15 protein-coding genes are annotated in these 25,143 nt (G+C 73.4%); 6 read left to right on the top strand and 9 right to left on the bottom strand.

The features are described from left to right. Positions 1 to 11: 11 nt before the first annotated feature. The 4 genes from NAEX_RS37115 to mfd form a co-directional block, all read right to left on the bottom strand. Entirely contained in the window at positions 12 to 338 is a 327-nt protein-coding gene (locus tag NAEX_RS37115) for a hypothetical protein (RefSeq protein WP_096332200.1), read from the bottom strand. A gap of 9 nt (positions 339 to 347) precedes the next feature. Beyond that, on the bottom strand, positions 348 to 731 hold the full coding sequence (locus NAEX_RS37110; RefSeq protein ID WP_096332199.1) for a ribosomal protein L7/L12: 384 nt from the start codon (positions 729 to 731) through the stop codon (positions 348 to 350). 14 nt (positions 732 to 745) lie between these two features. Further along, positions 746 to 3,817 (bottom strand): serine/threonine-protein kinase, encoded by a 3,072-nt coding sequence (locus NAEX_RS37105; protein ID WP_245913985.1) that lies wholly within the window; start codon positions 3,815 to 3,817, stop codon positions 746 to 748. A gap of 733 nt (positions 3,818 to 4,550) precedes the next feature. Further along, positions 4,551 to 8,264: a transcription-repair coupling factor gene (mfd, locus tag NAEX_RS37100; protein WP_096332197.1), complete on the bottom strand. Its 3,714-nt coding sequence runs from the start codon at positions 8,262 to 8,264 to the stop codon at positions 4,551 to 4,553. A 54-nt stretch (positions 8,265 to 8,318) separates the two neighbouring features. Here mfd and NAEX_RS37095 point away from each other — a divergent pair, with 54 nt between their 5' ends. Then, a complete protein-coding gene (locus NAEX_RS37095; RefSeq protein WP_143141122.1) occupies positions 8,319 to 9,779 on the top strand; it encodes a hypothetical protein in 1,461 nt (486 codons plus the stop codon). 58 nt (positions 9,780 to 9,837) lie between these two features. Here the strand turns inward: NAEX_RS37095 and NAEX_RS37090 are convergent, their stop codons facing one another. Continuing rightward, positions 9,838 to 10,554, bottom strand: coding sequence for a helix-turn-helix transcriptional regulator (locus NAEX_RS37090; RefSeq protein ID WP_096332195.1), 717 nt, complete (start codon positions 10,552 to 10,554; stop codon positions 9,838 to 9,840). 369 nt (positions 10,555 to 10,923) lie between these two features. Between NAEX_RS37090 and NAEX_RS37085 the strand changes: the two genes are divergently transcribed. The 4 genes from NAEX_RS37085 (at position 10,924) to NAEX_RS37070 (ending at position 18,328) form a co-directional block, all read left to right on the top strand. Then, complete coding sequence (locus tag NAEX_RS37085) at positions 10,924 to 11,697, top strand: alpha/beta hydrolase (protein WP_096332194.1); 774 nt, start codon at positions 10,924 to 10,926, stop codon at positions 11,695 to 11,697. An 834-nt stretch (positions 11,698 to 12,531) separates the two neighbouring features. Continuing rightward, positions 12,532 to 13,662 carry an epoxide hydrolase family protein gene (locus NAEX_RS37080; RefSeq protein WP_096332193.1) on the top strand — a complete coding sequence of 377 codons (1,131 nt, stop codon included), beginning with the start codon at positions 12,532 to 12,534 and terminating at the stop codon, positions 13,660 to 13,662. 560 nt (positions 13,663 to 14,222) lie between these two features. Continuing rightward, entirely contained in the window at positions 14,223 to 16,145 is a 1,923-nt protein-coding gene (locus NAEX_RS37075) for a hypothetical protein (RefSeq protein ID WP_143141121.1), read from the top strand. A 167-nt stretch (positions 16,146 to 16,312) separates the two neighbouring features. Continuing rightward, on the top strand, positions 16,313 to 18,328 hold the full coding sequence (locus NAEX_RS37070) for a serine hydrolase domain-containing protein (protein WP_096332191.1): 2,016 nt from the start codon (positions 16,313 to 16,315) through the stop codon (positions 18,326 to 18,328). Positions 18,329 to 18,474: 146 nt separating this feature from the next. Here NAEX_RS37070 and NAEX_RS37065 read toward each other — a convergent pair whose 3' ends face one another. The 4 genes from NAEX_RS37065 to NAEX_RS37050 all read right to left on the bottom strand — a co-directional run bounded on the left by NAEX_RS37065 (position 18,475) and on the right by NAEX_RS37050 (position 23,868). Then, positions 18,475 to 18,867, bottom strand: a complete 393-nt coding sequence (locus NAEX_RS37065) for a hypothetical protein (protein ID WP_096332190.1) — start codon at positions 18,865 to 18,867, stop codon at positions 18,475 to 18,477. 902 nt (positions 18,868 to 19,769) lie between these two features. Continuing rightward, complete coding sequence (locus tag NAEX_RS37060) at positions 19,770 to 21,005, bottom strand: succinylglutamate desuccinylase/aspartoacylase family protein (protein WP_170136326.1); 1,236 nt, start codon at positions 21,003 to 21,005, stop codon at positions 19,770 to 19,772. Beyond that, positions 20,989 to 22,905 (bottom strand): CBS domain-containing protein, encoded by a 1,917-nt coding sequence (locus tag NAEX_RS37055; protein ID WP_096332188.1) that lies wholly within the window; start codon positions 22,903 to 22,905, stop codon positions 20,989 to 20,991. The genes NAEX_RS37060 and NAEX_RS37055 overlap by 17 nt, the downstream gene beginning before the upstream one ends. Before the next feature lie 108 nt (positions 22,906 to 23,013). After that, on the bottom strand, positions 23,014 to 23,868 hold the full coding sequence (locus NAEX_RS37050; protein ID WP_096332187.1) for an alpha/beta fold hydrolase: 855 nt from the start codon (positions 23,866 to 23,868) through the stop codon (positions 23,014 to 23,016). 169 nt (positions 23,869 to 24,037) lie between these two features. Between NAEX_RS37050 and NAEX_RS37045 the strand changes: the two genes are divergently transcribed. Next, positions 24,038 to 24,715 (top strand): TetR/AcrR family transcriptional regulator, encoded by a 678-nt coding sequence (locus NAEX_RS37045; RefSeq protein WP_096332186.1) that lies wholly within the window; start codon positions 24,038 to 24,040, stop codon positions 24,713 to 24,715. Positions 24,716 to 25,143 lie beyond the last annotated feature (428 nt).

Raw genomic sequence — 25,143 nt, 5'->3', positions numbered from 1 at the left:
CCGCCGTGCCCTCAATCGCCGCCCGGCTCGCCGGCGCCCGCATCGGCGGGCGCAGCGGCCTCGACCGCCGGCGGCACGAAGCGCTGCCACACCCGCTGACCGGGCCGCGTCTCCGAGCGGAACAGGATCCGGCCCATCCCGTCGTGCTGGTAGCGCACGCACAGCCCGCTCGCCGGCGGCCGGCGGAACAGCGCCGTCGCCTCGCTGCGTGTCAGCGCCGACAGGTCGTGGACCGCCGTCCTACACGTCTCGCACCGGCGCACCCCGGCGTCGCCGGCGAACGCGTGCCAGTCCTCGTCGCAGGCGAACTTGAGGCGGAGGCTGCGGATCGACGCCATCTCGCGCTTCTAGCGGATCTCGACCTTCGCGCCCAAGGCCTCGAGCGCGACGCGCAGCGCCTGCGCCTCGTACTGCACCAGGCCCCGCGCGACCACGCTGGGCGTCTGGTCGACCAGCACCATCACCTCGGCGAGCCCGAGCGGCACCGCCTCGCGGATCGTCTTCATCACCTGCACCCGCCTGGGTCCGGGCGACAGCAGCACGACGTCGAATTCGGGGATGCCCATCCGCTCGTTCGGGTCGTAGAGCGGCGCGCCCATCGTCACGTGGACGGGCCCGGCGTAGACCGGCTCCATCCCCCACAAGTCCTCGAGCTCGAGGATCAGCTCCTGCAGCTCGGCGGGCCCCAGCCGGCCGAGATAGGCGATGACATCCTCGCGCGCGACCGCCACCTCGACCTCTTGCGTCAGCCGGCGAACATCAGGTAGCCGAGCACGACCAGCACCACCCCGCCGATCGTCACCGCCGCGATCGCGCCCCCCGACATCCGCGGCGGCCAATCGGGCAGCGTCTCGTCGTCGAGCCGCAGCGGCTGGGCCGGCAGCGCGCGCGACGACAGGACCTCCGCCGGCACCGGCTCGCCCTCGCTCGCCACCACCTCGTGGACCTCGAGCGCCGAGAACACCTCGGACACCGCCGTCTCGCCGAGCGCCTCCGACTCCTCGGCGATCGCCGCGAACGCCTTGACCAGCGACACGTTGTTCCGCTTGGGCGGCACCGTCACGGGCCGCTCGGCGCGCGGGGCCGGCGGCTCGTCGAGCTCGACCGCGTCGGCCGCCAGCTCCTCGATCGTATCGACCTCGTCGACCTCCTCGATCTCGGCGATCTCGAGCGACGAATCGACCGGGCGCGGGGTCACGGTCTTGCGCGGCGTGTCGATGGGGCGCAGCGTCTCCTCCATCACCGACGCGCCGGTCGCCAGCAAGGTGGCGGTGCGGCCGTCGACCTGGACCCCGGGCGGCAGCGGCTCGCGCCGGGCGACGGCCGCGGACAGGGCCGCGCGGAACTCCGCCGCGGTGCGGAACCGGTGCTCGCGGTTCCACGTGATCGCGGTGCGGATGACCATGCGGATCGACTCGGGGACGCTCAGCTCGCCGATCAACCGGTCGGTGTTGCGGATGACGTCCATCGTCAGGTCGCGCTCGTAGAACAGGAACGCCAGCGTCATCCCGAGCCCGTACACGTCGGCGCGGGCGTCGGCCTCGCTGGCCCGCTCCATCATCTCGGGCGCGGCGTAGATCACCGTCCCGAGCCCGCCCGCGGTGCCGCCGGTGGTGTCCTCGGCGCGCACGAGGTCGAAGTCGGTGAGGTACGGCGTGAAGTCGTCGGAGACGAGGATGTTGCTCGGCTTCACGTCGCGGTGGAAGATCCCGCGCTCGTGGGCGAACGCCAGCGCGTCGGCCACCGCCAGCAGGATCTGCAGGCGCTTGCTGACCGACAGCCGCCCGCTCATCACCGCGTCGCGCAGGTTGCCGCCGGGCACGAACTGCATGGCGAAGTACTCGTACTCGCCGTCGCTGGCCGAGGGCTCGATGATGCGGACGATGTTGGGGTGCTCGATCTGCGCCATGATCCGCGCGCCGCGGAAGAAGCGCTCGCGCCGCTCGGCGTTGTGGACGTGCTGCGCGTGCAGCACCTTGAGCGCCACCTCGGTGTCGGTGGTCTGATCGAGCGCGCGCCACACGGTGGCGAAGCCGCCGGCGCCGAGCTGCTCGAGCACGACGAAGCGCTCGTCGAGCACGTCGCCGCGGTGCAGCGGCCGGCCCATGCGCAGCTGCCGGCGCAGCATCTTGATCTCCTCGTGGATCTCGCGCGTGTCCTCGCCGAGCGCCTCGAGCCGGGCCTTGCGGGCGCGCGCGGCCTCGATGCGCTGCTCGAGGTCGCGGATGGTGTCGAGGCGGGTGTCGCCGACCGGCAGGCCGATCTTGGTGCCGCCGCGCGGCGGGGCCGTCTGCGGCAGCCCGAGGCTGACCACCAGTTGGTCGCAGATCTGCTCGAGCACGCGGTCGGCGTCGGCCACCGACAGGCGGTCGAGCGGCTGCGACGGGTCGCCGAGGGTCCGGAAGTCGAGCAGGTCGGTGCCCTCGTAGGGCGTCTCGCTGACCATCAGCCACATCACCGGCAGGCCGCGCTCCTGGGCCATCAGCACCAGCGAGTACAGCTCGCCGCCGGGCGCCAGCTCCTCGGCGACGAAGCGCGGCGAGATCAGCAGGATCACCGCCCGCGCGCGCGCGAACGCGTCGGCCAGGACGTCGATGCGAGACGCCCGCGACGACGAGTCGCCGGCGTTCCAGAACTCGAGCTGCGCGGTGTCGCGGTGGGTCCGCAGGTGCTCACGCAGGTGCTCGTACCAGCGCCGGTCGCCGCGGCCGTGGGCGATGATCACGTGGTCGCCCGGCGGCGCCACCGGGCGCGGCGCGCTGACGTCGGCCCGCCGCCCCGCCGGCGTCTCGGCCTCGGCCGGCGCCTGCGCCACCAACTCGCCCAGCGTCAGCAGGCCCGAGCGCTCGGTCCGGGGGAACGAGTTGTCGGGCGACGACGCGGCGTAGATGCCCTCGAACGGCTCGAGCGCGGCCCGCAGCTCGGCGCACGAGGCGAACCGCTGCTCGCGGTCCTTGCACAGGCAACGCTCGATGATCGCCGCCAGCTCCGCCGGCAGGCCCGGGGCGCGATCGGCGATCGGCACGTGCGGGAAGTGCAGGATCGCCGTCAGCACCGACGGCACGTCGGGCCCGGTGAACACCGGCGCGCCGGCCAGCGCCCGGTACAGGATCGCCCCGATCGCCCAGATGTCGGTGCGCGGGTCGACGAAGGCGGCGCCGCGGGCCTGCTCGGGCGACATGTACTCGGGCGTGCCCATGAACAGGTCGGCCGCGGTGCGCGACTTGCTGGCGCCGGCGGCGGCCGAGAACTTGGAGATCCCGAAGTCGAGCAGCTTGACCAGCACGCGCTCGTCGCCGAGCTCGTGGAGGTAGATGTTCTCCGGCTTCATGTCGCGGTGGACGATGCCGGCGCGGTGCACCGCCTCGAGCCCGACCAGCGCCTGGCGCATCAGGTGGACCGCGAGCTCGGGCTGCAGCTTGCCCTCCTCGAGGATCAGCGACTCGAGCGAGCGCCCCGACAGCCGCTCGAGCACGATGTACGGCCCGTGCGCGCTGCTCTTGACGAGGTCGAGGACGTCGCAGACGTGCGGGTTGTGGATCCGTCCGGCCGCGGTCGCCTCCCAGAAGAACCGCGCGAGCACGGCCGGGTCGCTGATGACCTCGGCGCGCAGCGACTTGATCGCGACTTCCTTCTGCGTGTCGATGTTGCGGGCGTCCCACACCAGGCCGAAGCTGCCTTCGCCGATCAGGCGCTTGAGCCGGTACTTCTGGTCGAGCAGCACGACCTCGCCGGAGGTCGGGCAGACCTCGACGTCCTCGGCGTGCAGCTCGGCGCAGTACGGGCACTGCAGCGAGTCGCGCGACTGCGGGAACATCAGCGTCACGACGTCGAGCCCCCGCACGAACGAGCGGCGCCGAACGCCTGCACTGCGGTCCCGGGGCGAGTAGCCCCCACACGCAGCGGAGGCCCGGGTGAGCTCGGCAGCATCGCGGCGGATTGTATACCAACGCGTCGGGCCCCGGGCGCAGCGTCAGGCGCTGCAGGCGCGACGCGGCCGGCCGCCCCGGAGACACCCGACGCAGCGAGAGATCCTGCCGCTCGCAGACCGGGCGAACTCCGCCCTCGGCGCCGTCGTTCTCGCCGGGCGCGGCTCCGAGCACCCATGCGCGCACACGATCCCACCAGGAGGGCGCCCGATGGGGTCGCAGCGGCCTCACCGCGTGGACCCGAGGCCCCGCCCGCCGGCCCCGACTCGGGCCAATGCGGCGAGTCCCGATTGCACATTGTCGGCCGGACGTCCCGCCAATCGGCGCGCCCCGGCAATGGCATGACCACGCCGCGATGCGACCGTTCGCCGCGCCCGCACGCGGCGCGCGGCGAACGGGCTCGCGAATCATCGCTCGACCGCGGTGATCGGGCGCGTCGCGCAGCCCGAGGCCGGCCCGGGCTGCGCAAGCTTTTTCAAGAGTCGCTCGCGCCGCTCCTGCCGCGGTGCCCCTGCCCGCGGGGCGGACGCGGGAGATCGCTGCTCCCGCGGCGTCAGCTCCCCGCCACGCGCCGGGAATCGCCCCCCGCCGCCGGCGCTGCCGCAGGGATCGCGGATCCCCTCAGCGCTTCTTGTTCGGCGCCGTCGGTTTGCTCTCGGCGATCTGCGCCAGCTCGGCGAGCGCCGCGACCGCGACCTTGAGCTGGGTGCGGCGGTCGGGCCCGCGCGCCTCGGGCACCGTCGAGGCCACGCGGTCGCCCTGCAGCTTGAACTTGCCGTGGGTCGTCGCGTTCAGGCGGCCGGCTGTCTCTCCGGACAGGGGCGTGTCGGGCCCGAGGCGGACCGCCAGGCGCGTGCCCTTCAGCTCGACCGCGAGCGCCCCGAGGCGGCGGCCGTAGGTCTTGCAGATCATCACCAGCCCGAGGTGCTCCGCCTCGAGCGGCGCCTCGCCGTAGCGGTCGATGATCTCGCTCATCACGTCCTCGACCGCGTCGCGGTCGCGCGCCGCCGACAGCCGGCGGTACAGGTCGAGGCGCTGGCCGACGTCGCGCACATACGCCTCCGGCAGGTAGGCCGGGGCGTCGAACGCGATCTCGGGGTCGGTCTCCTTGATGATCGGCTCGCCGCGCAGCTCGGCCACCGCTTCTTGCAGGATCCGGGCGTACGCGTCGAAGCCGATCGCCTGGATCTGCCCGCTCTGGCGCGCCCCCAGCAGCTCGCCGGCGCCGCGGATCTCGAGGTCGTGGACCGCCACCCCGAAGCCCGAGCCGAGCTCCGCGTGGCGCTGGATCGCCTCGAGCCGCCGGCGCGCCTCGGGCGACAGGCGCTCGAGCGCCTGCACCATCAGGTAGCAGTGGGCGCGCTGCTTGCTGCGGCCGACGCGGCCGCGCAGCTGGTACAGCTGGGCCAGGCCGAACTGGTCGGCGTGGGCGATGAACATCGTGTTGGCGCGCGGGATGTCGAGCCCGCTCTCGATGATCGTCGTCGACACCAGCACGTCGGCGCGGTGCTCGACGAACTCGAGCATCGTCCGCTCGAGCAACTCCTCCGGCATCTGGCCGTGGGCGACCAGCACGCGCGCGTGCGGCACGAGCTCGCGGACCCGGACGGCGTGCTCCTCGATGCCGAGGATCTTCGGCACCACGTAGAACACCTGCCCGCCGCGGGCGAGCTCGCGGGTGATGCCCTCCTCGATCACCGCGTCGCCGATCCGGACGATGGCTGTCCGAACGGCCAGGCGGTCGACCGGCGGGGTGCGGATCATGCTAATCTCGCGCAGGCCGAGCAGCGACATGTGCAGCGTCCGCGGGATCGGCGTGGCCGACATGGTGAGCACGTCGACCTGGGCCTTGAACTTCTTGAACCGCTCCTTCTGGGCCACGCCGAACCGCTGCTCCTCGTCGATGACGAGCAGGCCGAGGTCCTTGAAGCGGACGTCCTTGCCGAGCAGGCGGTGGGTGCCGATGACGACGTCGACCTCGCCGCTGGCGATGCCCTCGATCACGCGCTTCTGCTGGCGGTCGCTGCTGAAGCGGTTCAGCACCTCGACGCGCAGGTCGAACGGCGTCAGGCGCTCGCGGAAGGTGATGCCGTGCTGCTGCACGAGCACCGTCGTCGGCGCCAGCACGGCGACCTGGCGGCCGTTCTGGGCCACGCGGAAGGCCGCCCGCAGCGCGACCTCGGTCTTGCCGAAGCCGACGTCGCCGCAGATCAGGCGGTCCATCGGGCGGGCGCGGCCGAGGTCGCCCTGGACCGCGTCGATCGCCGCCTCCTGGTCGGGCGTCTCCTGGAACGGGAAGCTGTCGGCGAACGACTGGTCGTACTCGTCGGGGCCGGGGTACGCAGTGCCGGGCGTCGCCTCGCGCTGGGCGTAGATCTGCAGCAGCTCCTCGGCCATCTGCCGCACCTCGGTCTTGACCTTGTTGGCCTTGACCAGGAAGGTGCTGCCGCCCATCTTGTCGAGCTTCGGCGGCTTGCCCTCGGCGGCGACGTAGCGCTCGATCTCCGACAGGCGGTAGACCGGCAGGTACAGCTTGTCGCCGCCCGCGTACTCGAGCTGCACGTAGTCGCCCGGCGCCCCGCCGAGCTGCAGCTGCACGAGCCCCGCGTAGCGGCCGACCCCGTGCTGCAGGTGCACCACGTAGTCGCCGACCCCGAGCTGCGACAGGCTCGACAGCCCCGTGCGGCGGCGCGACTGGGCCCGCCGGGTCGACTTGCCGAACAGGTCGAGCTCCGACAGCACCAAAAGGCGCGCCGCCGGGTAGTCGAAGCCCTCGCTGAGCTCGCCGGTGGCCACGTACAGGCGCGTGCTCGTGGTCGGCGCCCGCAGCTCGATCGGCGCGGTCTCGACCGGCAGCGCCTCGGGCGCGAGCCCGTGGCCGCGCAGGGCCCCGATCAGGCGGTCGACCTGGGCCCGCCCGGGCACCACCAGCAGCACCGTCCACGGCAACAGCTCGCCGAGGTCGCCGGCGACGCTCGGCGTCTCGGCCTGCAGCGCCCGGATCTGCTCGACCAGCGGGCGCATCGCCTCGCCGCTGCGGTCGGCCCGCGACGCCTCGAGCGCGGTCCGCAGCGGCTTGTTCGAGCCGACCTGCAGCCACACCGCCGGCCGCTCGTCGCCTGCCTTCTTGGACATGCCCTTCGGAGCATGCCCCTTCGGACCTGCCTCTTCGGACCTGTCCCTCGACTCAGAGGATTCAGCCGACTCGCCCTCGACCAGCAGGCGGGTCAGCACCACCGGGGCGGCGCGCAGGCGGCGGCCGAGGTCGGCCTCGGGGACGAAGAACTGCTCGGGCGGGGCGACCACGCCGCGCTCGGCGAGGGCGCGGCCGTGCTGCTCGGCGGCCTCCTGGGCCTGGTCCTCGGCGACCTGCAGCAGCGCGTCGGGCTCCTCGATCACCCACCGGGTGCCGCGCGGCAGGTAGTCCCAAAGCGGCGCCATCGCGTCGTGGAAGATCGGGGTCAGCGCCTCGACGCCGAAGAACTCGAGGCCCTGCTCGAGGTTGTCGACGATCTGCCGGCTCTTGCTCGACGGCGCCAGGGCGGCGTCGGCGAGCGCCAGCACGCGCGTGCGCAGCGAGGCCGTGGTGGTCGGCACCGTCTCGCGCACCGGGTGGATCGAGACCGACTGGACCTGCCGCAGGCTGCGCTGCGACTCGGGGTCGAACAGGCGCAGGCGCTCGATGATGTCGTCGTCGAACTCGACCCGCGTGGGGAAGCGGGCGCAGCCGACGAACAGGTCGATCACGCCGCCGCGGACCGCGTAGGTGCCGGGGTCTTCGACCACGTCGACGCGGGTGTAGCCGGCCCGCTGCAGCGCCGCGATCGCGTCCTCGCGCGGCAGCTCGTCGCCCTCGCCCCAGCGCGTGCACAGGTCGAGGAACTGCGGCGGCGGGATCACCCGCCGGCGCAGCGAGCCGACGCTGGCGACGATCAGCTTCGGCGGCTCGCTGTGGCGGTCGACCAGGCGGTACAGCGCCGCCAGCCGCAGCGCCATGGCCCGCGGGTCGGCCGCGGCGTCGGCGTACGGCGAGGTGTCGATCTCGGGGACGATCAGCACCGGGCCGTCGCCCGCGTCGCGCAGCGGGGCGCCGAGGAAGAACGCCGCGTCGCCCGCCAGCGCCCGCGCGCTCGCCTCGTCCGGCGCGACCGCGAACACCGGCGCCTCGGCTCGACTGGCGGCCATCGCCAGCGCGTAGCCGCGGAACCCGCCGACCGCGCCGACGAGCCGCACGTCGCTGCCCTCGCGCACCGTCGTGAGCACGCGCTCCAGCGGGTCGCCGGGGACGACGGTGCCCGCGCGCAGCGGGGCGGTGGAGACGGGACGAGCGGGCACGACGGGGCCGCGGGAGGGTAGCGGCGCCGCCCCGCCCCCGCTACCCTGCTCGTCGTGTTGCGTCGCACTGCCCTGCGAACCCGCCGTGAGTCTGCGCCGCCGTCACGCGCGGAGGATGCGAGCCCGTGCCCGCCGCGTGTCGCCGCGGTCGCGACCGACCTCTGCCGCGCCCGCCGGGCGCCCGGCTCGAGGTCCGCGCTCGGGTCCGCCGCGCTCGCGCTGATCGCCGCGCTGGCCTGCGGTCACGGCGCGCCCAGCGGCCCGGCGGTGGCCGCCGGCCCGGACACGACCAGTCCTTCGGGACATGCCCCTCCGGCCAGCTCTCCCGCCCCCGCCGGCGGCGTGTCGCAGCCGCGGGCCGAGGCGATCACCAAGAAGATCATGGAGGCCGTGTCCGCCGCCCGCAATCTGCCGATCACCGGCGGCGTGGCGGTCGAGGTGCTGACCCGCGGCGACGTGCGCAGCTTCGCCGAGAAGTCGATGTACGAGCACCACAGCCGCGACGAGATCCGGCTGTTCACCCGCATCGAGGCCAGCCTCGGGGTCCTGCCGCCCGGGGCCGACGGCGAGCAGATCTTGCTCGACATGCTCGAGCTCGGGGTGATGGGCATCTACGAGCCCAAGAAGAAGGCGATGCTGATCGGCACCCACGTCAGCGAGGCGCAGCTCGACATGGTGGTGGGCCACGAGATCGCCCATGGCCTCCAGGACATGCACTTCGACCTGCTGCGGCTGCAGAAGCCGATCCCGGGCGACAGCGACGCCGAGACCGCCCGCACCTTCCTGGTCGAGGGCGACGCGCAGGCGGCCTACCTCGCCTGGGTGTCCGGCCCGAGCGGCCTGGCCGCGATCCCGCCCGAGGTCCTCGCCACCGTCGGCGACCAGGCGCTGAGCCTGTCGTCGATGCTCGACCACCCGATCCTCAACCGCTCGCTGCAGCTGCCCTACGCCGACGGCGCGGCGACGGTGGCGGCGCTGGTGCGCGAGAAGGGCTGGGCCGCGGTCGACGCGCTCTACCGCGACCTGCCGACCACCAGCGAGCAGATGCTGCACGTCGACAAGCTGCTCGCCCGCGAGCCCGCGATCGCCGTCAAGGCCGAGCCCAAGGCCCTGGCCGCCGCGCTGCCCGAGCACGCGCTGGTCTGGCAGGACACGCTCGGCGAGGCGACGCTCCTGTGCATGCTGGCCGACTCGGTGCCGACCAGCGACGCCCGCGCCGCCGCGGCCGGCTGGGGCGGCGACCGCCTGCTGGTGTTCGACCGCAAGGCCGGCCCCGACGTCACGCCCCTGGTGATCGGCATGGTCGCCTGGGACTCCGAGGCCGACGCCCGCGAATTCGAGGCGGCGTTCACGAAATACCTGATGGAGAAGATGCCGACGACCTCGCTGGTCCGCCGCCGCGCCGACCGCGTGCTGTTCGCCACCGGCGTCCCCCAGGGCCTCGGCGGGGCGCTCGATCCCGCCGCCTGGAACGCCTTCCCGCCGGCGCTGCGCGCGAAGGGACAGGCTTCCTAGGACAGGACCTTCGGGGCATGTCCTTGCGGGCATGCCCGCGAGAACATGTCCTCTGGCGTCAGCCCTCGCCCTCGTCGCCGTAGCGGAGCCGGTGCTCGCGCTCCCAGGCGACGAACCACTCCTTGCCCAGCGTCCGCCGCGGCTTGCCGTAGGGCCTGTCGGTGAGCGCGAGGTCGGCGATCCGGTCGGTGCGGAAGTGGCGGAACGCGGCGCGGAGGCAGCACCACGCGGCGACGATCTGCTTGCCCTCGTAGTAGGCGATCTGCACCGGCCAGATGTCGCGCTCGCTGGTGCGGCCGGCCTCGTCTTCGTAGCGCAGCGCCAGCGCTCGCTCCTGCCGCATCGCCTGGCGCACGAGCCCGAGCACCGGCACCGGCGCGGCTGCCCCGCGCAGCACCACCGGCCACAGCCCGAGGTCGTCGATGCGCCCGCGCAGGTCGTCGGGCGAGGCCGTGGCGATCTTGGCGAGCGCGTTCCGGGCGGCGCCGGCGAGCCCCTCGTCGGCTTGCGCGCCGACCCACCGCGCGCCGAGCACCAGCGCCTCGAGCTCCTCCGCCGTGAACATCAGCGGCGGCAAGAAGAAGCCGGCGCGCAGCACGTAGCCGACCCCGGCCTCGCCGTCGATCGGCGCGCCGAGCCCGATCAGCGTCTGCACGTCGCGGTAGAGCGTCCGCACCGACACCCCCTGCTCCTCCGCCAGCTGCGCCGCCGTGACCGGGTGACGGTGCCGGCGGAGCGCGTCCATCACCGCGAAGAGCCGCTGCGTCCTGTCCATCGCCGGTGCACCATCGCAGGACGGCCGCCGTCCTGTCGAGGCCGCCGCGGCCGCGAGCGCGGGCACTCCGAGCGCCGCCGTCATCCCGGCCAGGTCACCCGCCTCGATGCGCCGGCGTCTTCCGCCCAGGTCTCCCTCGCGGATGCGCCGAGCGCCGGCGCCTTTTTGGGCGAGTCTCGCCTCGCCGACGCGCCCGGGTCTCGAGGGTATGGCACCGGCCCGGCCGGGGCGCACGCGCCGTGAGCCGCGCGATCACCGACGAACTCACCTGCGGCCTTTCGCGGCCGCTTTTCCGCCATGTGAGCAGAAACCCCGCGACGGCGCGTGCCGACCGGCGACATCCGACTATGCACTCTTCAGGAGAGCGACATGGCCACGCACGTCATCTACAAACTCGGCCCGTTCAGCCTGCCAAAGTTCGCCGGCGAGCGTCACGTCCGCGTGTATCTCCCCACGGAGCGGTCGGGCGCGCCGCTGCCGGTGCTCTACATCTTCGACGGGCAGAACATCTTCCACGACGACCCCTCGATGGCCGGAGGCTGGTACCTCCACCACGCCGCCCACGACCTGCACGCCGTCGGCAAGCCAGCCCCCGTCATTGTCGGCATCGATCACGGCGGGGTCGACCGGATCCACGAATTGTCGCCGTTCCCGTGGGAGGACAGCCGCGGCGAGGCCGATCACCTGATCGACTGGGTGACCGACGAGCTGGCCCCGCGGATCCAGCGCGAGTTCACGGTCCGCAGCGACGTCGCCGGGACCGCGATCGGCGGCTCGTCGATGGGCGGGCTCGCCGCCCTCTACGCCCACTTCCGCCGCTCCGACGTGTTCGGCGCCGCCCTGTGTATGTCGCCCTCGCTCTGGGTCGCCGACCGCAAGATCTACGACAAGCTCCACGAGTTCCCGCGCCCCACGATCTCGCGGATCTACGTCGACGCCGGCGCCCACGAGGGCGACATGCTGGCCGACGCCGAGCGCCTGGTCGCCCAGCTCAGGTCCGCCGGCTACGGCGACGACGAGCTGATGTGGCGCCCCGATCCCTACGGCGCCCACTCCGAGCACCACTGGCGCAAGCGCGCCCCCGAAGCCCTCGAGTGGCTGTTCTCCGAGCGCGCCGACTACGCCACGCGCACCGCCGCGTGACCGGCCGCGGCCCGGGACATGCTCCTCAAGACATGCCCTGGAAGACATGTCCAATCGAACATTTTCATTCGGACATGTCTTCCTGGACATGCTCTTTCCCGCGAATGAGCAGGCTGACTCTCCACCTGCGCTCGTGACCCCGCGGACAACGCGCAGGAGACCCGCGTCCTCCTCGAGGCGAGGCGGCCCACGTCTCAGCGCGCGAGCAGGTCCGCCATTTGCCACCTCTCCGCGCTGAAGCGGCTCGTTCCCCGCGCGGGCAGGTTCGTGGTCAGCCTCCCCTCCCGACCGTGGCGACCGTTCACCGCCCCGAGCAGGTCGTGATGCAGCGCCTCTCCCCGCGCGAAGCGGCTCGTGCAGCGCCCGAGCGTGCTCGCGATTCAGCCTCCCCTCCCCGCGCAGCAGCGACCCGTTCAGCGCGCGAGCAGCTCTCGGGGCGCAGCCTCCGCGCGGACGCGGGCCCGTTCAGCGCCCGGGCGGGTTCGCCGTTCAGCATCCTCTCCCCGCGCGGAAGCGACTCGTTCGCCGCGCGAGCGGGTCCGCGGTCCAGCCGCGAGCGGGCCCCGGCTCTCGGCTGCGCCGGCCGACCGGCCCCGCGACCCTCGCCGCGCATCGATCCGGGGCCCGCTCGCGGCGTGCGATCGCCGTCGCGTCCCTCGAGGCGCGAGCGCCGTGCGAGCGCCGCGGAGCCCCTCGGCTCGCCGGCTCATCCCCTCGTCACCCGCGCCCGCAGGGCCCTGGCACGCCCGCAGGTTCGCTGCTGCCACGGGTTGTCAGGAGGGTTGGAGCACCTTCGCGGGCGAGGCGGGAGTCACCCGCCGCAAGGAGCTCACCATGACCTTCACGCCCTTCACCCTCTCCGTCCCCGAGGCTCAGCTCGTCGATCTGCGCGAGCGTCTGGCCACGACGCGCTTCCCGAGCGAACTGCCGGGCGTCGGTTGGGAGCGCGGCCCCTCGCTCGCCGTCGTGCGCGAGCTCTGCCGTCACTGGCAGCACGGTTTCGACTGGCGCGCCGTCGAGGCCGCGCTCAACCGCCATCCGCAGTGGATCGCGGACATCGACGGCCAGCCGATCCACTTCCTCCACGTCCGCTCGCGCCACGCCGAGGCCCGGCCGTTGCTGCTGATCCACGGCTGGCCCGGCACCGTCCTCGAATACATCGACCTGATCGACGCCCTCACCGATCCCGTCGCCCACGGCGGCCGGCCCGAGGACGCCTTCCACGTCGTCTTGCCGTCGGTGCCTGGCTTCGGCTTCTCCGGGCCGACCCGCGACAAGGGCTGGAGCCCCGAGCGGGTCGCGCGGGCCTTCGTGCGGCTCATGGTCGAGCTCGGCTACGAGCGCTTCGGCGTCCACGGCAACGACTTCGGCTCGATCGCCGGCCGCGAGATCGCCCTGTTCGCGCCGGAGCGGCTCATCGGCGCGCACGTCACCCAGTTCTTCGCCTTCCCCTCCGGCGACCCCGAGGAGTTCGCCGCGCTGACGCCCGACGAGCACGCACGGCTGGCCGAGCTCGCGCTGTTCGGCGAGCGCGACGGCTACAATCAGATCATGGGCAAGCGGCCGCAGGCGCTGGCCTACGCGCTCAACGACTCGCCGGCCGGGCTTCTGGCGTGGAACCTCGACCTTTTGCTCACCTTCGGCGATCGCCCCCACCAGCTCACGCCCGACCAGATCCTCGCCGGCGTCACCATCTTCTGGCTGACCCAGACCGCCGGCTCCGCCGCCGCGATCTACTTCGAGGCCGGGCGGTCCGGCGCGTGGGAGAAGCCCGACAAGACCACGGCGCCGATGGGCATCTCGGTGTTTCGCCACGACTTCCGCTCGGTCCGCCGGTTCGCCGAGCGCTACCACGAGCGGATCGTCTTCTGGTCCGAGCACGATCGCGGCGGGCACTTCGCCTCGCTCGAGGTCCCCGAGCTCTTGCTCGCGGACCTGCGCGCCTTCTTCGCCGCGCTGCCGTGAGGCGCGGACCCGTGCCCGCCGCGAGGTCGCATCGCGCCTCGCCGCGCGGCCTGGCGACGGGGGGCCGTCTTCTGGGCCGGACACGATCGCCGGCACTTCGCCTCGCGCGAGGTCCCGAGCTCTTGCCGACCTGCGCGCCTTCGTCGCCGCGCTGCCGTGAAGCGCCCGCTCGCAGAGGGGCGCGGACCGGCGCGCGTCCGGCGGGCCCGCCGCTGCGGCTCTGGCGGCGTTCTCCGCCCGGGCCTCGCCGCGCTCGGGCGCTGCGGCTAGAATCGGCCGCACGTGTCGCCCGCTCGCCGCGCCTCCGGGACCGCCCTGCTTTGCGCGCGCGCGCGCGCGCCTGGCCTCGGACCGCGCCGTTCGGCGGGCTCGTACGCGCCGGCGCCCTCGCGTCGCCGGTCGTCCGCGTCCGGCAGCGCGCCGCTCGTGACCTGTCCCCGGAGCCAGGTTTTCTACGACATGTCCGCCCGGTCATCCTTACGAAGCCCCCGCGCCACCGCGAACCCGGCCCGCTGCGCGCCCGCCGGGGGAGGTGTCCGATGAGCCAGGTCTCGCGCGACATGTCGCAACGCGCAGCCGAGGGCGCGCCGAAGGTCAGCCGCCTGGTGCGGGCCGCGTGCCGGCGCGAGCGCCTCGCCGACGCCGCGGCCCTGCTGACCCGCGTCGCCTTGCCGCTCGGGTGCGCCCTCGCGGCCGTCGGCGTGGTCGCGACCCGCAGGCTCGACGCGCCCGCCTGGCTGCCCTGGCTCGGCCTCGCGCCCGTGGTGGTCGTGCTCGTCTACGCCGCGGCGCGCCCGGCCCGGCCGCGCCGGGTCGCGCGGCGGATCGACGCCCACTACGGCCTCCACGACCTGATCGGCAACGCGCTCGAGTTCGCGGGCAGCGCAGCGGCGGCCGACCCCGAGGCGGCCGACTTGATGGCGCTGCACGTCGCCGACGCCGAGGCGGCCGCCCCGGCGATCGACCCGCGCCCCGTCGTCCCGCTGCGCCCGCCCGGCCTGCGCGTCCTCGACTTCGCCGCCGTCGTGCTGCTCCTGCTGGCGACGCTGGTCCCGCGCCCGCCGCCGCCCGTCCCCGAGGAGAATGTCCTTCCGGACATTTCCGGGGACCCCCCCGAGTCCGCGGCCAAGAAGCCGCCCGCCGATCGGGTCCTGGCCGAGCCGCTGCGCGAGGACCTGCGCGCGCTCAAGGAGGGCCAGGACCGGGCCGCCGCGCTGGCCGAGCAGATGCTGCAGATCCTCGACGCCTACGGCCGCGGCGAGCTCGACCGCGAGGCCGCGTACGCCCGGCTCGAGGAGCTCGAGAAGTCGCTGGCCGAGGCCGAGGCCGAGCTCGAGGCGCGCATGGAGGAGGACCCGGCCGTGCTGGCCGAGGGCGTGCGCCAGCTGGCCGAGGCGCTCAAGCAGGAGGAGATCACGCAGAACGCCGCCGAGGCGCTGGCGCGCGGCGACGGCGACCAGGCCGAGAAGTCGCTGGCCGACGCGGAGGCCGAGGCCGAGGCCGGCGACGAGGCCGAGCGCGCGCTGCAGCGGGCCATGCAGCAGGCCGAGAAGGCGCTCGGCAAGGCCGCCGGCGAGAACACCGACACCGCGTCGCAGCTGGCCGAGGCCGAGCGCCGGCTCAAGCGCCAGCAGGAGCAGCCCGCCGCCGACCCCGAGGAGCAGGAGCGCCGCCTCAAGAAGCAGCAGCAGAAAGTGGAGGAGCTGCGCCGCCAGCACGAGCGCGAGAAGGCCGCCCAGCGCAAGCTCGACGAGCTGCGGCGCCAGGCGAACGACGCCCAGAAGGGCCAGCAGGGCTCCCCGCAGAAGAAGCGCGCGCTCGAGCAGCTCCGCCGCGGGGCCGGCGACGCCGCTCGCAAGGCCTCCCAGTCGCGCCGCCTCGGCCAGGCCCGCGACGACCTCGAGGAGGCCAAGAGCTTCATGCGCCGCGCCGGCCAGGGCGGCGAGCAGGACGACAAGCGCAAGCAGCAGATGCAGAAGTTCGCCAAGGCGGCCAAGGGCAAGCGCGGCGACAAGAAAGACGGCCCGACCCTGCTGGTCGAGGGCGACCTCGGCGACGGCGAGCCGTCGATGATGATGGAGGGCGACTCGGGCGGCGACCCACAGGACAGCGGCGACGGCGGCGACCCGCAGGACGGCGACTCGGGCGGCGACGGCCAGGACAGCCAGGGCCAGGACTCCGCCGGCGACGGCCAGGCCCAGGGCGACGGCATGGGCCAGGGCTCGGCCGACGCCCTCGGCGACCCCACCGGCCTCAAGGTCAAACCCAAGGACGTCCGCGTCGACCCGAGGCAGGGCAAGGGCACCACCAAGGCCGAGATCATCAAGACCGCCAGCCAGGAAGGCTTCGCCTCCGCGCCCTACCGCGACATGTACCGCGACTACAAGTCGTTCGCCCAGAGCACCCTCGACAACGAGGCCCTGCCCGCCGAGCAGCGCCGCCGCGTCAAGCGCTACTTCCAGCTGATCCAGCCGCGCAAGTGAGGCGCGTGGCCTGAGGGGCATGTCCCTCGAGACCTGTCGATTCGGGCATGTTCCTTCCGGCATGTCCCGAAGATCGGCACGGGCACCGCCGCCGGTCGTGTCGCCCGCGCTGTCGAGGCGGCGGTGCCGGTACCCGCGGGCGAAGGAGCGCGGTACCCTCGCCCGCCATGCGTGCCGCCCTCCCCCTCGCGCTCCTGCTCGCCGCCTGCAGCTCGCCCGCCCCCGAAGCGCCGACCAGGCCCGCCGTCGGCGCGACGACCAGGCCCGCCGCCGCAGCGACGCCGCCCCCCGCCACGGCGCCCGAACGGCTCGCCGAAGACGCGCCGCGCACCACCGTCACCGGCAACACCTTCGTCGCGCCTGCCGGCTGGACGCTGTCGGTACGCGGCCCGTCGACGGTGCTCACGGCCCCGGAGGGCGGCAGTCACGTCGCGCTCGTCGACGTCGCCGCCGCCGACGCCGACACGGCCGTCGCCGCCGCGCTGGCCGCCTACGACCCCGCGATCCGCCTGCCGCTCAAGTCCCGCGCCGCCGCCCCCGACCTCGACGGCTGGACCGAGCGCCACGTGTTCGTCTACCAGACCTCGCCGAACGCCCGCCGCGACCTGACCGCGGAGGCGCGCCGCGGCGGCCAGGGCTGGACCGTGATCGTCCAGGATCTCGCGTGGGAGGTGCTCGAGAAGCGCATGTCGGAGCGCGGCCGGATCTTCGGCCGCCTGTCGCCCCGCGGCCACGAGCGCGAGTCGTTCGCCGGCAAGCCCGCGCGCGCGCTCGACCGCGAGGCCGTCGCCGAGCTCACCGGCTTCGTCCGGCGCGCCCAGGAGATCACGGCCGTCCCCGGCGTGGCGTTCGGCCTGGTCGAGCGCGGCCAGGTCGTGTTCGCCGGCGGCCTCGGCGTGCGCGAGCTCGGCAGACCGGCCGCCGTCGACGCCGACACGCGCTTCATGATCGCCTCCAACACCAAGCAGCTGACCACGCTGATGCTGGCCAAGCTGGTCGACGCCGGCAAGATCGGCTGGGATTCGCCCGCGACGTCGCTGCTGCCGTCGTTCGCGCTCGGCGACCCGGATACGACCCGCCAGGTCCAGATCCGGCACCTGATCTGCGCCTGCACCGGGATGCCCCGCCAGGACCTCGAGTGGCTGTTCGAGACGACGACGCCGGAGCGGGCGATGGCGACGCTGGCGACGATGCAGCCGACCAGCGGCTTCGGCGAGCTTTACCAGTACTCGAACCCGATGGCCGCCGCCGCCGGCTTCCTCGGCGGTCACGTCCAGTACCCCGAGCTCGCGCTCGGCCCGGCCTACGACAAGGCGATGCAGACGCTGGTGTTCGACCCGCTCGGCATGCGGGCGACCACCTTCGACGCCGCCGAGGCCCGCCGAGGCCCGCTGGCCCGCGAACACGTGCGCGACCTCGACGGCCGCCAACAGCCCGGGCTCACGCAGCTCAACGCCACCGTGGTCCCGCTGCGGCCGACCGGCGGCGCGTGGAGCACGGTGAACGACCTGCTGAGGCTCGTGCAGATGGAGCTCGCCGAGGGCGAGCTGCCCGGCGGCGAGACGTACATCGGCAAGAGCGCGCTCCTGGCCCGCCGCGCGCCGCAGGTCCGCTTCGACATCGACGAGGCCTACGGCATGGACCTGATGACCGCCGACGACCACGGCGTCCAGCTCCTGCACCACGGCGGCAGCCTGTTCGGCTTCTACAGCGACGTGCTGTGGCTGCCCGAACACCAGGTGGGCGCGGTGATCCTGACCAACGGCGAACCCGGCTGGCTGATCGTGTCCGCGTTCCGCCGCAAGCTGCTCGAGCTGCTGTTCGCCGGCCGCCCCGAGGCAGAGGCCAGGCTCGCGGTGGAGACGCGGCAGTACCTCGAGGAGCTGGCTTCCGAGCGGAAGTCGATCACCTTGCCCGCCGACCCGGCCGCGGCCGCCGCGCTCGCGCCCCGCTACCACAACGCGGCGCTCGGCGGGCTCGCCGTGACCGCCGGCGCGCAGACGAGGTTCGACTTCGGCGAGTTCGCCGGCGAGGTGGGCTCGCGCGAGCACCCCGACGGCACCCAGTCCTTCGTCCTCGCGCTCCCCGGCCTCATCGGCGCCGAATTCGTGGTCAGCCCGGAGCGCACGCTGATCCTGCGCGACGCCCAGCACGAGTACACGTTCACGCCGGTCGAGCGGTGAGAGGCCATTCGGGCAGGCCCGATCGACCATGCTCCCAAGGACATGTCGCCGAACATGTTCCGATCGTGACCGCGCGCTCGTGCGAGCGCGAGGCCGGCCCACCCGATCAGCGCTCCGCCCGGAGACCAGACATCGGCATGTCTCATTCACTCGCCCTGCGGCGGACAACCGACGACGCAATCGGGGCCGTCGAGGTTCTCGCACGCCTCCGAGTAGCTCTTCCCCACCTGCGCGGCGGCGTCCAGCCACGCCTCCGCGGCGGCCTGCGGCAGCGAGGGGTTGCCGCGGATGAACACGTGCTCGGCCTGCAGATCGACGGACAGCCCGGTCAGCGACGTGAGCGAGGCGTTGCCGTGGATCATGACCAGCTCGGCCTGCCCGAGCCCCTCGAGGCCGTGAAGGTCGACGATCCCGCCGATGCCCGAGCCTCCGCACGTCCCGAGCGACAGCCAGCCGGAGACCGACCGCAGCGCCGACAGCCCGGCGAGGCTGCCCAGCGCCGGCAGCCCGTCCAGGCTGATCTCCTGCGCCGAGGTCACCGCCGGCAGCGAGCTCCTGCAGCGCCGCCGCGTCGCGGATCCGCAGCACCTCGAGCGCACCCAACCACTGCAGGTTCGTCAGCGCCGGCAAATCGCGCAGGTCGAGCTCGACCGGCCCCGCGGCCGCGGCGAGCGGAGCCAGGCCCGCGACATCGACCAGCGCCCCCATCTCCGCGACGTTGATCCGCAGCCCGTCCGGCGCCGACACCTCACCCGTCACGACCAGCGCGTCGAGGTCCGTGAGCGTCTCCCGGGAGACGTGGATCTCACCGGGCCCCCCGTTCGTCGGCAAGAGCTCCACCGGGCCCTGCAGGCCGGCGAGGCTCGCCAGCGCGTTGCGCGAGACCGTCAGACCGCCGAGCCGACGCACGCCGGAGAGCCCCGCGATCCCCGTCAGCCGCGGGTTGTCGAACACGCTCACGACCCCGCCCACGCGCTCCAGCGCCTGCAGCCCGTCGAGGCTGACGAGCGCCGCGTTGCGGAAGATCTCGAGGTCCCCGCCGACGACCCGCAACGCCGCCAGCGCGGCCATGTCCGCCCAGCCGGTCGTGTCGCGGACCTGCAGCGCGCCCGTCACCTCGACCACGCACGCGAGGGAGCCCATGTCCGTCGCGTCGTCGATCGTGAGGTCGCCGGCGATCACCTCGGCGCACGCGCTCCCGGTCGCCGCTCCGTCGCTCGCGCTCGTCGATCCAGACGTCGCGCCGGTCGCCTCGCCGTCGGTGCACGGGCCCGGCTTGACGGACTGGCAGCCGGCCGCGAGCGCCAGCGCGAGCGCGCGTCGCCCGCTCCACCGCGCCTGTCTCCTCGGGCCTGTCCGATCGGTCATGCTCTCCAGACCATGTCTTTCGCGACATGTCCTCCAGCTTCATCGGGCCGCGCTGCCCCTGGCCCGGCCCGCCTCACCCCTCCGTCGTCTCTTCGCCCGCCCGCAGCAGCGGCGCCAGCTCGGCCGGCAGCACCGGGCGCGCGGCCGGGCTCCTGCGGCTGAACACCAGCCGCTCGGCCCGCGCGCGCACGTGGCGGTAGCCGAACAGGTGGAACACCTCCTTCACCGCCACGCGGGCGATCGCCGGGTCGGCGATGAAGTGGTCGGCGCGCTCCGGGTCGCGCGACACGCCCGGCAAGTACGGCACCAGCACGTCGAGCCGCAGCGTCCGCAGCGCCGCCGACAGGCGGAGGGCGTTGCGCGTGACCGGGCGGGCGATGAAGAAGCCGTCGTCGCCCTGGCCCTGGTAGCGCGGCAGCATCATGATGCCCGTCTCGGGCGCGCGCACCGGGCCGCGGCGGTCCTCGGCGACGACCTGGCCGCGCTCGACGATCTGGAAGTTGACGAAGCCCGGCGCCATCACGAACGGCTCGTCCTCCGCGCGCACGACGTGGCGGTGGCGGATCTCGCAGACCGCGGGCATGCCGTCGCCGGCGGCCGCGAGGCGGGCGCGGTGGGCCGCGAGGTCGGGCACGTGGCGCGGCTCGAGCGAGCCGGCGGCGACCAGCATCAGCAGCAGCGCCGACTCGTGGAAGTCGATCGTGCGCGGGTCGTCGTGCTGCCCGCCCTCGACCGCCACGCCGACGTGGCCGAGGTCGCACAGGTAGCCGAGCATCGAGCCCTCGATGACCTCCTCGAGCCCGAGCACCACCGGGATCGGCAGCGCCAGCGCCAGCGGCCGGTTGCGCAGCACGTCGGCCATGCACGAAAACGGGGTCGACAGGCTCGACGTGCTGTGGAGGTCGATGAAGCTGACCGGCCCGTGGCGGAGCAGCGGCAGGAACACCGCCAGCAGCTCGCGGGTCTCCTGGTCCTCGGCCGTCTCGACGGCGCCCTGGGCGATCCTGGCGATGTTCTCCGGGGTCCAGCGGCGGTTGAGGTCGCGGTCGACGTAGCGCCGGCCCAGGGCCAGCGCGCGCCGGTTGCCGGTCACGCCGACGAGCCGGCCGCGCAGCGGCACGTCGCGCTCGCGCAGGCGGGCCAGCACGCGCGAGATGGCCGAAAGGCCAGCCGGCTCGTTGCCGTGGATCGCCGCGATGCACACCACCGTGGGGCCGGGGCGCCCGGTGTCGTAGCGCCCGAGCACGCGCGGACGCGCGCCCGGGCCATCGGCGAGCGGAGACGGCGGCGCGCTACTGCTGAGCGTCACGCAAGTAGCTCTCGAGCAATTTGCCCGACACGTCAATCAGGTCGCGCTCGGTGATCACGCCGACCAGCTTGTCGCCCTCGACCACGGGCAGGCACGAGATGCCGCGCTCGCGCATCAGCTTCATCACCTCGAGCGTCGGCATCTCCGGGCCGATCGTCAGCGGGTTCTTGACCATCAGCTGCGCGACGGTGGCGTTCTCCTGGGCGCCGCGGGCGCCGCGGGCGACCAGGCGGATCAACGCGCGGTGCGACAGGAGACCGACCAGCCGGCCCTCCTCGTCCTCGACGAGGATGTGCCGGATCTTCTTCCAGTCCATGATGTTGGCCGCGAGGTCGATGATGTCGCTCGGCTGGACCGTGAAGATGTCGGTCGACATGAACTGGCCGGCCGTCTGGTACGAGTCGCGCCAGGTCTTCGGCTCGCCCTCCAGCCGCGCCGTCTCCCACGTGTGGACCGGCGCGCCGCTCTTCTGGTTGGTCAGCATCGCCGACGACAGCGTGCGGTAGCGGACGTCCGAGGTGCCCTGCTCGCCCATCGCGTGCAGCGAGTTGAGCATCCACTGCGCGCCGGTCGTGCCCTTGCGGACGCGCTCCTCGATCGTGCCGAGGTAGCGGTCGATGTCGCTGCCGTCGACCTTGACGTGCTGCAGGCCCCAGCGGGCCGTCGGCAGCAGCTCGTTCAGGATCAGCTCCTGCGCCGACGTCGTGCGGCCCTTCCACGTCTGCTGGGCCTTGAGGCCGTCGCGCGCGGCGTTGAAGAAGTTGCTCTTGGCGTCCTCGAAGGACATGTCCTTGAAGACAGGCCGCTCGTCCTCGGCGAGCGCGGCCATCATGCCGAAGAAGAACGCCGCGTTGGCGACCTCGTCGAGCACCGTCGGGCCCGACGGCAGCACGCGGTTCTCGATGCGCAGGTGGGCCTTGTCGCCGCTGAGGCCGTAGCAGGCGCGGTTCCAGCGGTACACCGTGCCGTTGTGCAGGCGCAGCGCGCCGAACTGCGGGATCCCGCCGCGCTCGATCACCTGCATCGGGTCCTCGTCGATCGCGTTGGCGATGAGGATCCGGAAGCGGGCGATGTCCTCGCGGAAGATCTCGAGCACGCTCTGCTGGATCCACCCGTCGCCGAAGTGGACGCGCGGGCGCGCGGCGCGGTCGACCCGCATCTGCGAGCGCGTGTCGACCGAGCGCTCGAACAGGGCGATGCGCGTCTCGTGCCACAGGCGGTGCTTGAGCAGCACCGGCGAGTTGACGGCCGCGGCCAGGAGCGGCCCGGTGACGGCCTGGGCGAGGTTGTAGAACTTGGCGAACTCGCGCGGGCTGACCTGGAAGTGGACCTGGAAGCTGGTGTTGCACGACTCGAGCATCACGTTGTCGTGCGTCGTCTCGAGCTCCTCGATGCCGCGGATCAGCACGTGGAAGTCGTCGCCGCGGAGCCGCCGCAGGGTGCGGTTGAGCTCGAGGTAGCGCGGCTTGGGCGTCATGTTGTCGAGCCCGAGGTCGGCCTTGCGCAGCGTCGGCAGGATGCCGGTCAGCAGGATGTCGGCGCCGCAGTGGCGGGCGGCGTCGCGGGCGACCCCGACGACCTCGTTGAGCTCGTCCTCCATGCGGCGCAGGCAGGCGGCGTTGAACACCTGCGGCGACAGGTTGGCCTCGAGGTTGAAGCGCGCGAGCTCGGTGGTGAGGCGCGGGTCCTGGGCCCGCTCGAGCACCTCCATCACGACGGAGGCGGGGCGCAGGCTGCGGTCGACGAGGAACATCTCTTGCTCGGCGCCGACCCGGCGCACGCCGGTCTCGAAGCGATCGGTCTCGAGCAGCCGCTCGAGCGCGACCACGTCGTCGAGGAGCTTCTTCATGAAATTGCGCAGCTGATCGTCGTCGGACGTGGAGATGTTTTGTTCACCCATGGGCGTATCCGGCCGCAGGGTATCGCGGGTCGGATCGGCGGCCAAATTCGGATCGCGGGGTCTCCCGGCCGAAGCGCGGAGCGCGCGCAGAACGCTGTCACGCAGCCGTCAGGCCGCCGTCACGAACGGACCGACGATCGCTGCCACCGCAGCAGGCTCGTCGAGGTGGACGTGATGACCTCCCGGCACCTCGGCGAGCGCGGCGCCGGCGAGCAGCGCCAGCCGCTCCCGCATCAGCGCCTCGTCGAAGGCCATGCCCGGGACGGCGCGCACGACCAGGGTCGGGCACGCGACGGCAGTGAAGAACGCCCGCACCTGCGCCTCCGTCAGGCGCTGACGCGAAGGCAGGCGCAGGCGGGGATCGGCCCGCCAGCGGACTCGGCCCTCGTGGGCCTCGAGCCCGCGGCGCAGCAAGATCCGCGCCGAGTCGACGCGCATGCCGGTCGCGCTCGCCAGCCGCTGCGCGACCTGTTCTTCGTCCCGATAACCGCCGTGCTCGTCGCGGGCGCGCGCGGCCTGCTCCGCCTGCAGGGCCTCGCGCAGCTGCTTCGGCGCGGCCTCGTCGGGGTTGGTCAGCGGCCCGAGGCCCTCGAGCAGGACCAGCTTGGCGACCTGTTCGGGACATGTCCCAGCGAGCAAGGCCGCGACGCCGGCCCCGAGCGAGTGGCCGACGACGACGCAGCGCGACCAGCCGAGCGCGGAGATCGCCAGCGACGCGTCGGCGACGTAGTCGAGGAACACGTAAACACCGTCGGCGCGCCGCTCGGACAGCCCGTGCCCGGCGAGATCGAGGGCGACCAGGTTGACGCCGGAAAGGTGCTCGGCGAGCCGCTCGAAGCTCGCCGCGTTGTCGAGCCAGCCGTGCATCGCCAGCACCGGAACACCGTCCTCGGGGCCGAAGCACAGCGCGGAGAGCCGCGCGCCGCCGACGTCGATGATCCGCTCGCCGCGTGGTGAAAGCATGCGCGGAACGATGTCCGAATTGACAGCTGAACGCAACTAAGCGCGCACATGGCGAACTTCGGGGCGCGAGTGACCTGTCCCTGGGGACATCCGATCGGCGGCTGCGAACGAAGCTACGCAGGTTGACTCCGGCGCCAGGGTCCTTCACCGTGAAGACGCACCCTGGACGATGGTAGACGCCCCGCCGAAGCGACGCGCGCGGGCCGACGCGGACAAGCAATCGCGGCGGCGTGCCTTGCTCTGCGCCGCCGCCGAGGCGTTCGACGAGATGCCGTACAACGCGGTCACGGTGGCCGACATCGCCCGCCGGGCCAGCCTGGCCAAAGGGACAGTCTACCTCTACTTCGCCACGAAGGAGGAGCTGTTCCTGCAGCTCGCGCTCGAGCAGCTCGGCGAGTGGCTCGGCGAGGTCGAGGCCGCGCTGGCCCCCGGCGCCGCGCCGGTCGACGCCGAGGCGCTGGCCGAGCTGCTGGCCCGCTCGCTGGCCGGGCGGGTCCGGCTGGCCCGGCTGCTCGCGCTGCAGCACGCCGTGCTCGAGCACAACGTCGCGCCCGCGGTGGTGCTCGCGTGGCGCCGCGGCATGCTGCAGCAGATGCTGCAGACCGCCGCGCTGCTCGAGCGCCGCTGCCCCGCCCTGCGCGCCGGCGAGGGCCTGCGGTTCTTCCTCCACCTCCACGCCGCCGCCGTCGGCCTGCACCAGATGACGCACCCCGCCCCCGAGCTGGCGGCGACGCTGGCCTGCCCGACGATCCGCCCGCTGCGCCTCGACTTCGCGGCTGCCCTGCAAGCCCACGCGGCCGCCCTGCTGCGCGGGCTCGCGCCGGAAGGCGCCGCGCGCAGCGATTGAGTCGGCTGCGTGCCTGTCCTTCGGGACCGCAGGGCCGGAGCGGGATCCGACGGGCGCGCTCGCCTCGCCGCGCACCCTTACCTGGGCGAGCGAACCTGTCCCGAGAGACAGCTCAGCAGAGCGCCTCCGGGCGGACGCACGCGCTCGCCTGGCCGCACCGCGGCGGCGGCTTGCACATGTCCTACGGGACAGCACCGCGAGCGCCTCCCGACTCGCCTCGCCGCGCCGGGGGGCCGCGGGCCCCTGTCCCTCGGGACAGCTCAGCGGAGCGCCTCTGATGGACGAATTCGCCTCGCGCCGCCTCACGGCGCGCCCGGGGGCCCTGACCCGCGGGAAGCTCGCCGGAGCGCCACGCTTCGTAGCACTCGCCGCGCCCCATCACCTCGGACCGATGGCCCTGTCCTGCGGGACATCGGCGCCGCCCGGCG

It is taken from the genome of Nannocystis exedens (genome assembly GCF_002343915.1).
Classification (GTDB): domain Bacteria; phylum Myxococcota_A; class Polyangia; order Nannocystales; family Nannocystaceae; genus Nannocystis; species Nannocystis exedens.
Note: the sequence above shows the minus strand (reverse complement) of the source record. Positions and strands in the feature narration are given on the sequence as shown.

What these genes read in the sequence shown, in the direction of transcription:
- NAEX_RS37050 (WP_096332187.1), bottom strand. Translation starts at nt 23,868, where the DNA reads ATGCTTTCACCACGCGGCGAGCGGATCATCGACGTCGGCGGCGCGCGG.
- NAEX_RS37075 (WP_143141121.1), top strand. Translation starts at nt 14,223, where the DNA reads ATGTCGCAACGCGCAGCCGAGGGCGCGCCGAAGGTCAGCCGCCTGGTG.
- NAEX_RS37070 (WP_096332191.1), top strand. Translation starts at nt 16,313, where the DNA reads ATGCGTGCCGCCCTCCCCCTCGCGCTCCTGCTCGCCGCCTGCAGCTCG.
- NAEX_RS37085 (WP_096332194.1), top strand. Translation starts at nt 10,924, where the DNA reads ATGGCCACGCACGTCATCTACAAACTCGGCCCGTTCAGCCTGCCAAAG.
- NAEX_RS37105 (WP_245913985.1), bottom strand. Translation starts at nt 3,817, where the DNA reads ATGTTCCCGCAGTCGCGCGACTCGCTGCAGTGCCCGTACTGCGCCGAG.
- NAEX_RS37045 (WP_096332186.1), top strand. Translation starts at nt 24,038, where the DNA reads ATGGTAGACGCCCCGCCGAAGCGACGCGCGCGGGCCGACGCGGACAAG.
- NAEX_RS37115 (WP_096332200.1), bottom strand. Translation starts at nt 338, where the DNA reads ATGGCGTCGATCCGCAGCCTCCGCCTCAAGTTCGCCTGCGACGAGGAC.
- NAEX_RS37080 (WP_096332193.1), top strand. Translation starts at nt 12,532, where the DNA reads ATGACCTTCACGCCCTTCACCCTCTCCGTCCCCGAGGCTCAGCTCGTC.
- NAEX_RS37055 (WP_096332188.1), bottom strand. Translation starts at nt 22,905, where the DNA reads ATGGGTGAACAAAACATCTCCACGTCCGACGACGATCAGCTGCGCAAT.
- NAEX_RS37090 (WP_096332195.1), bottom strand. Translation starts at nt 10,554, where the DNA reads ATGGACAGGACGCAGCGGCTCTTCGCGGTGATGGACGCGCTCCGCCGG.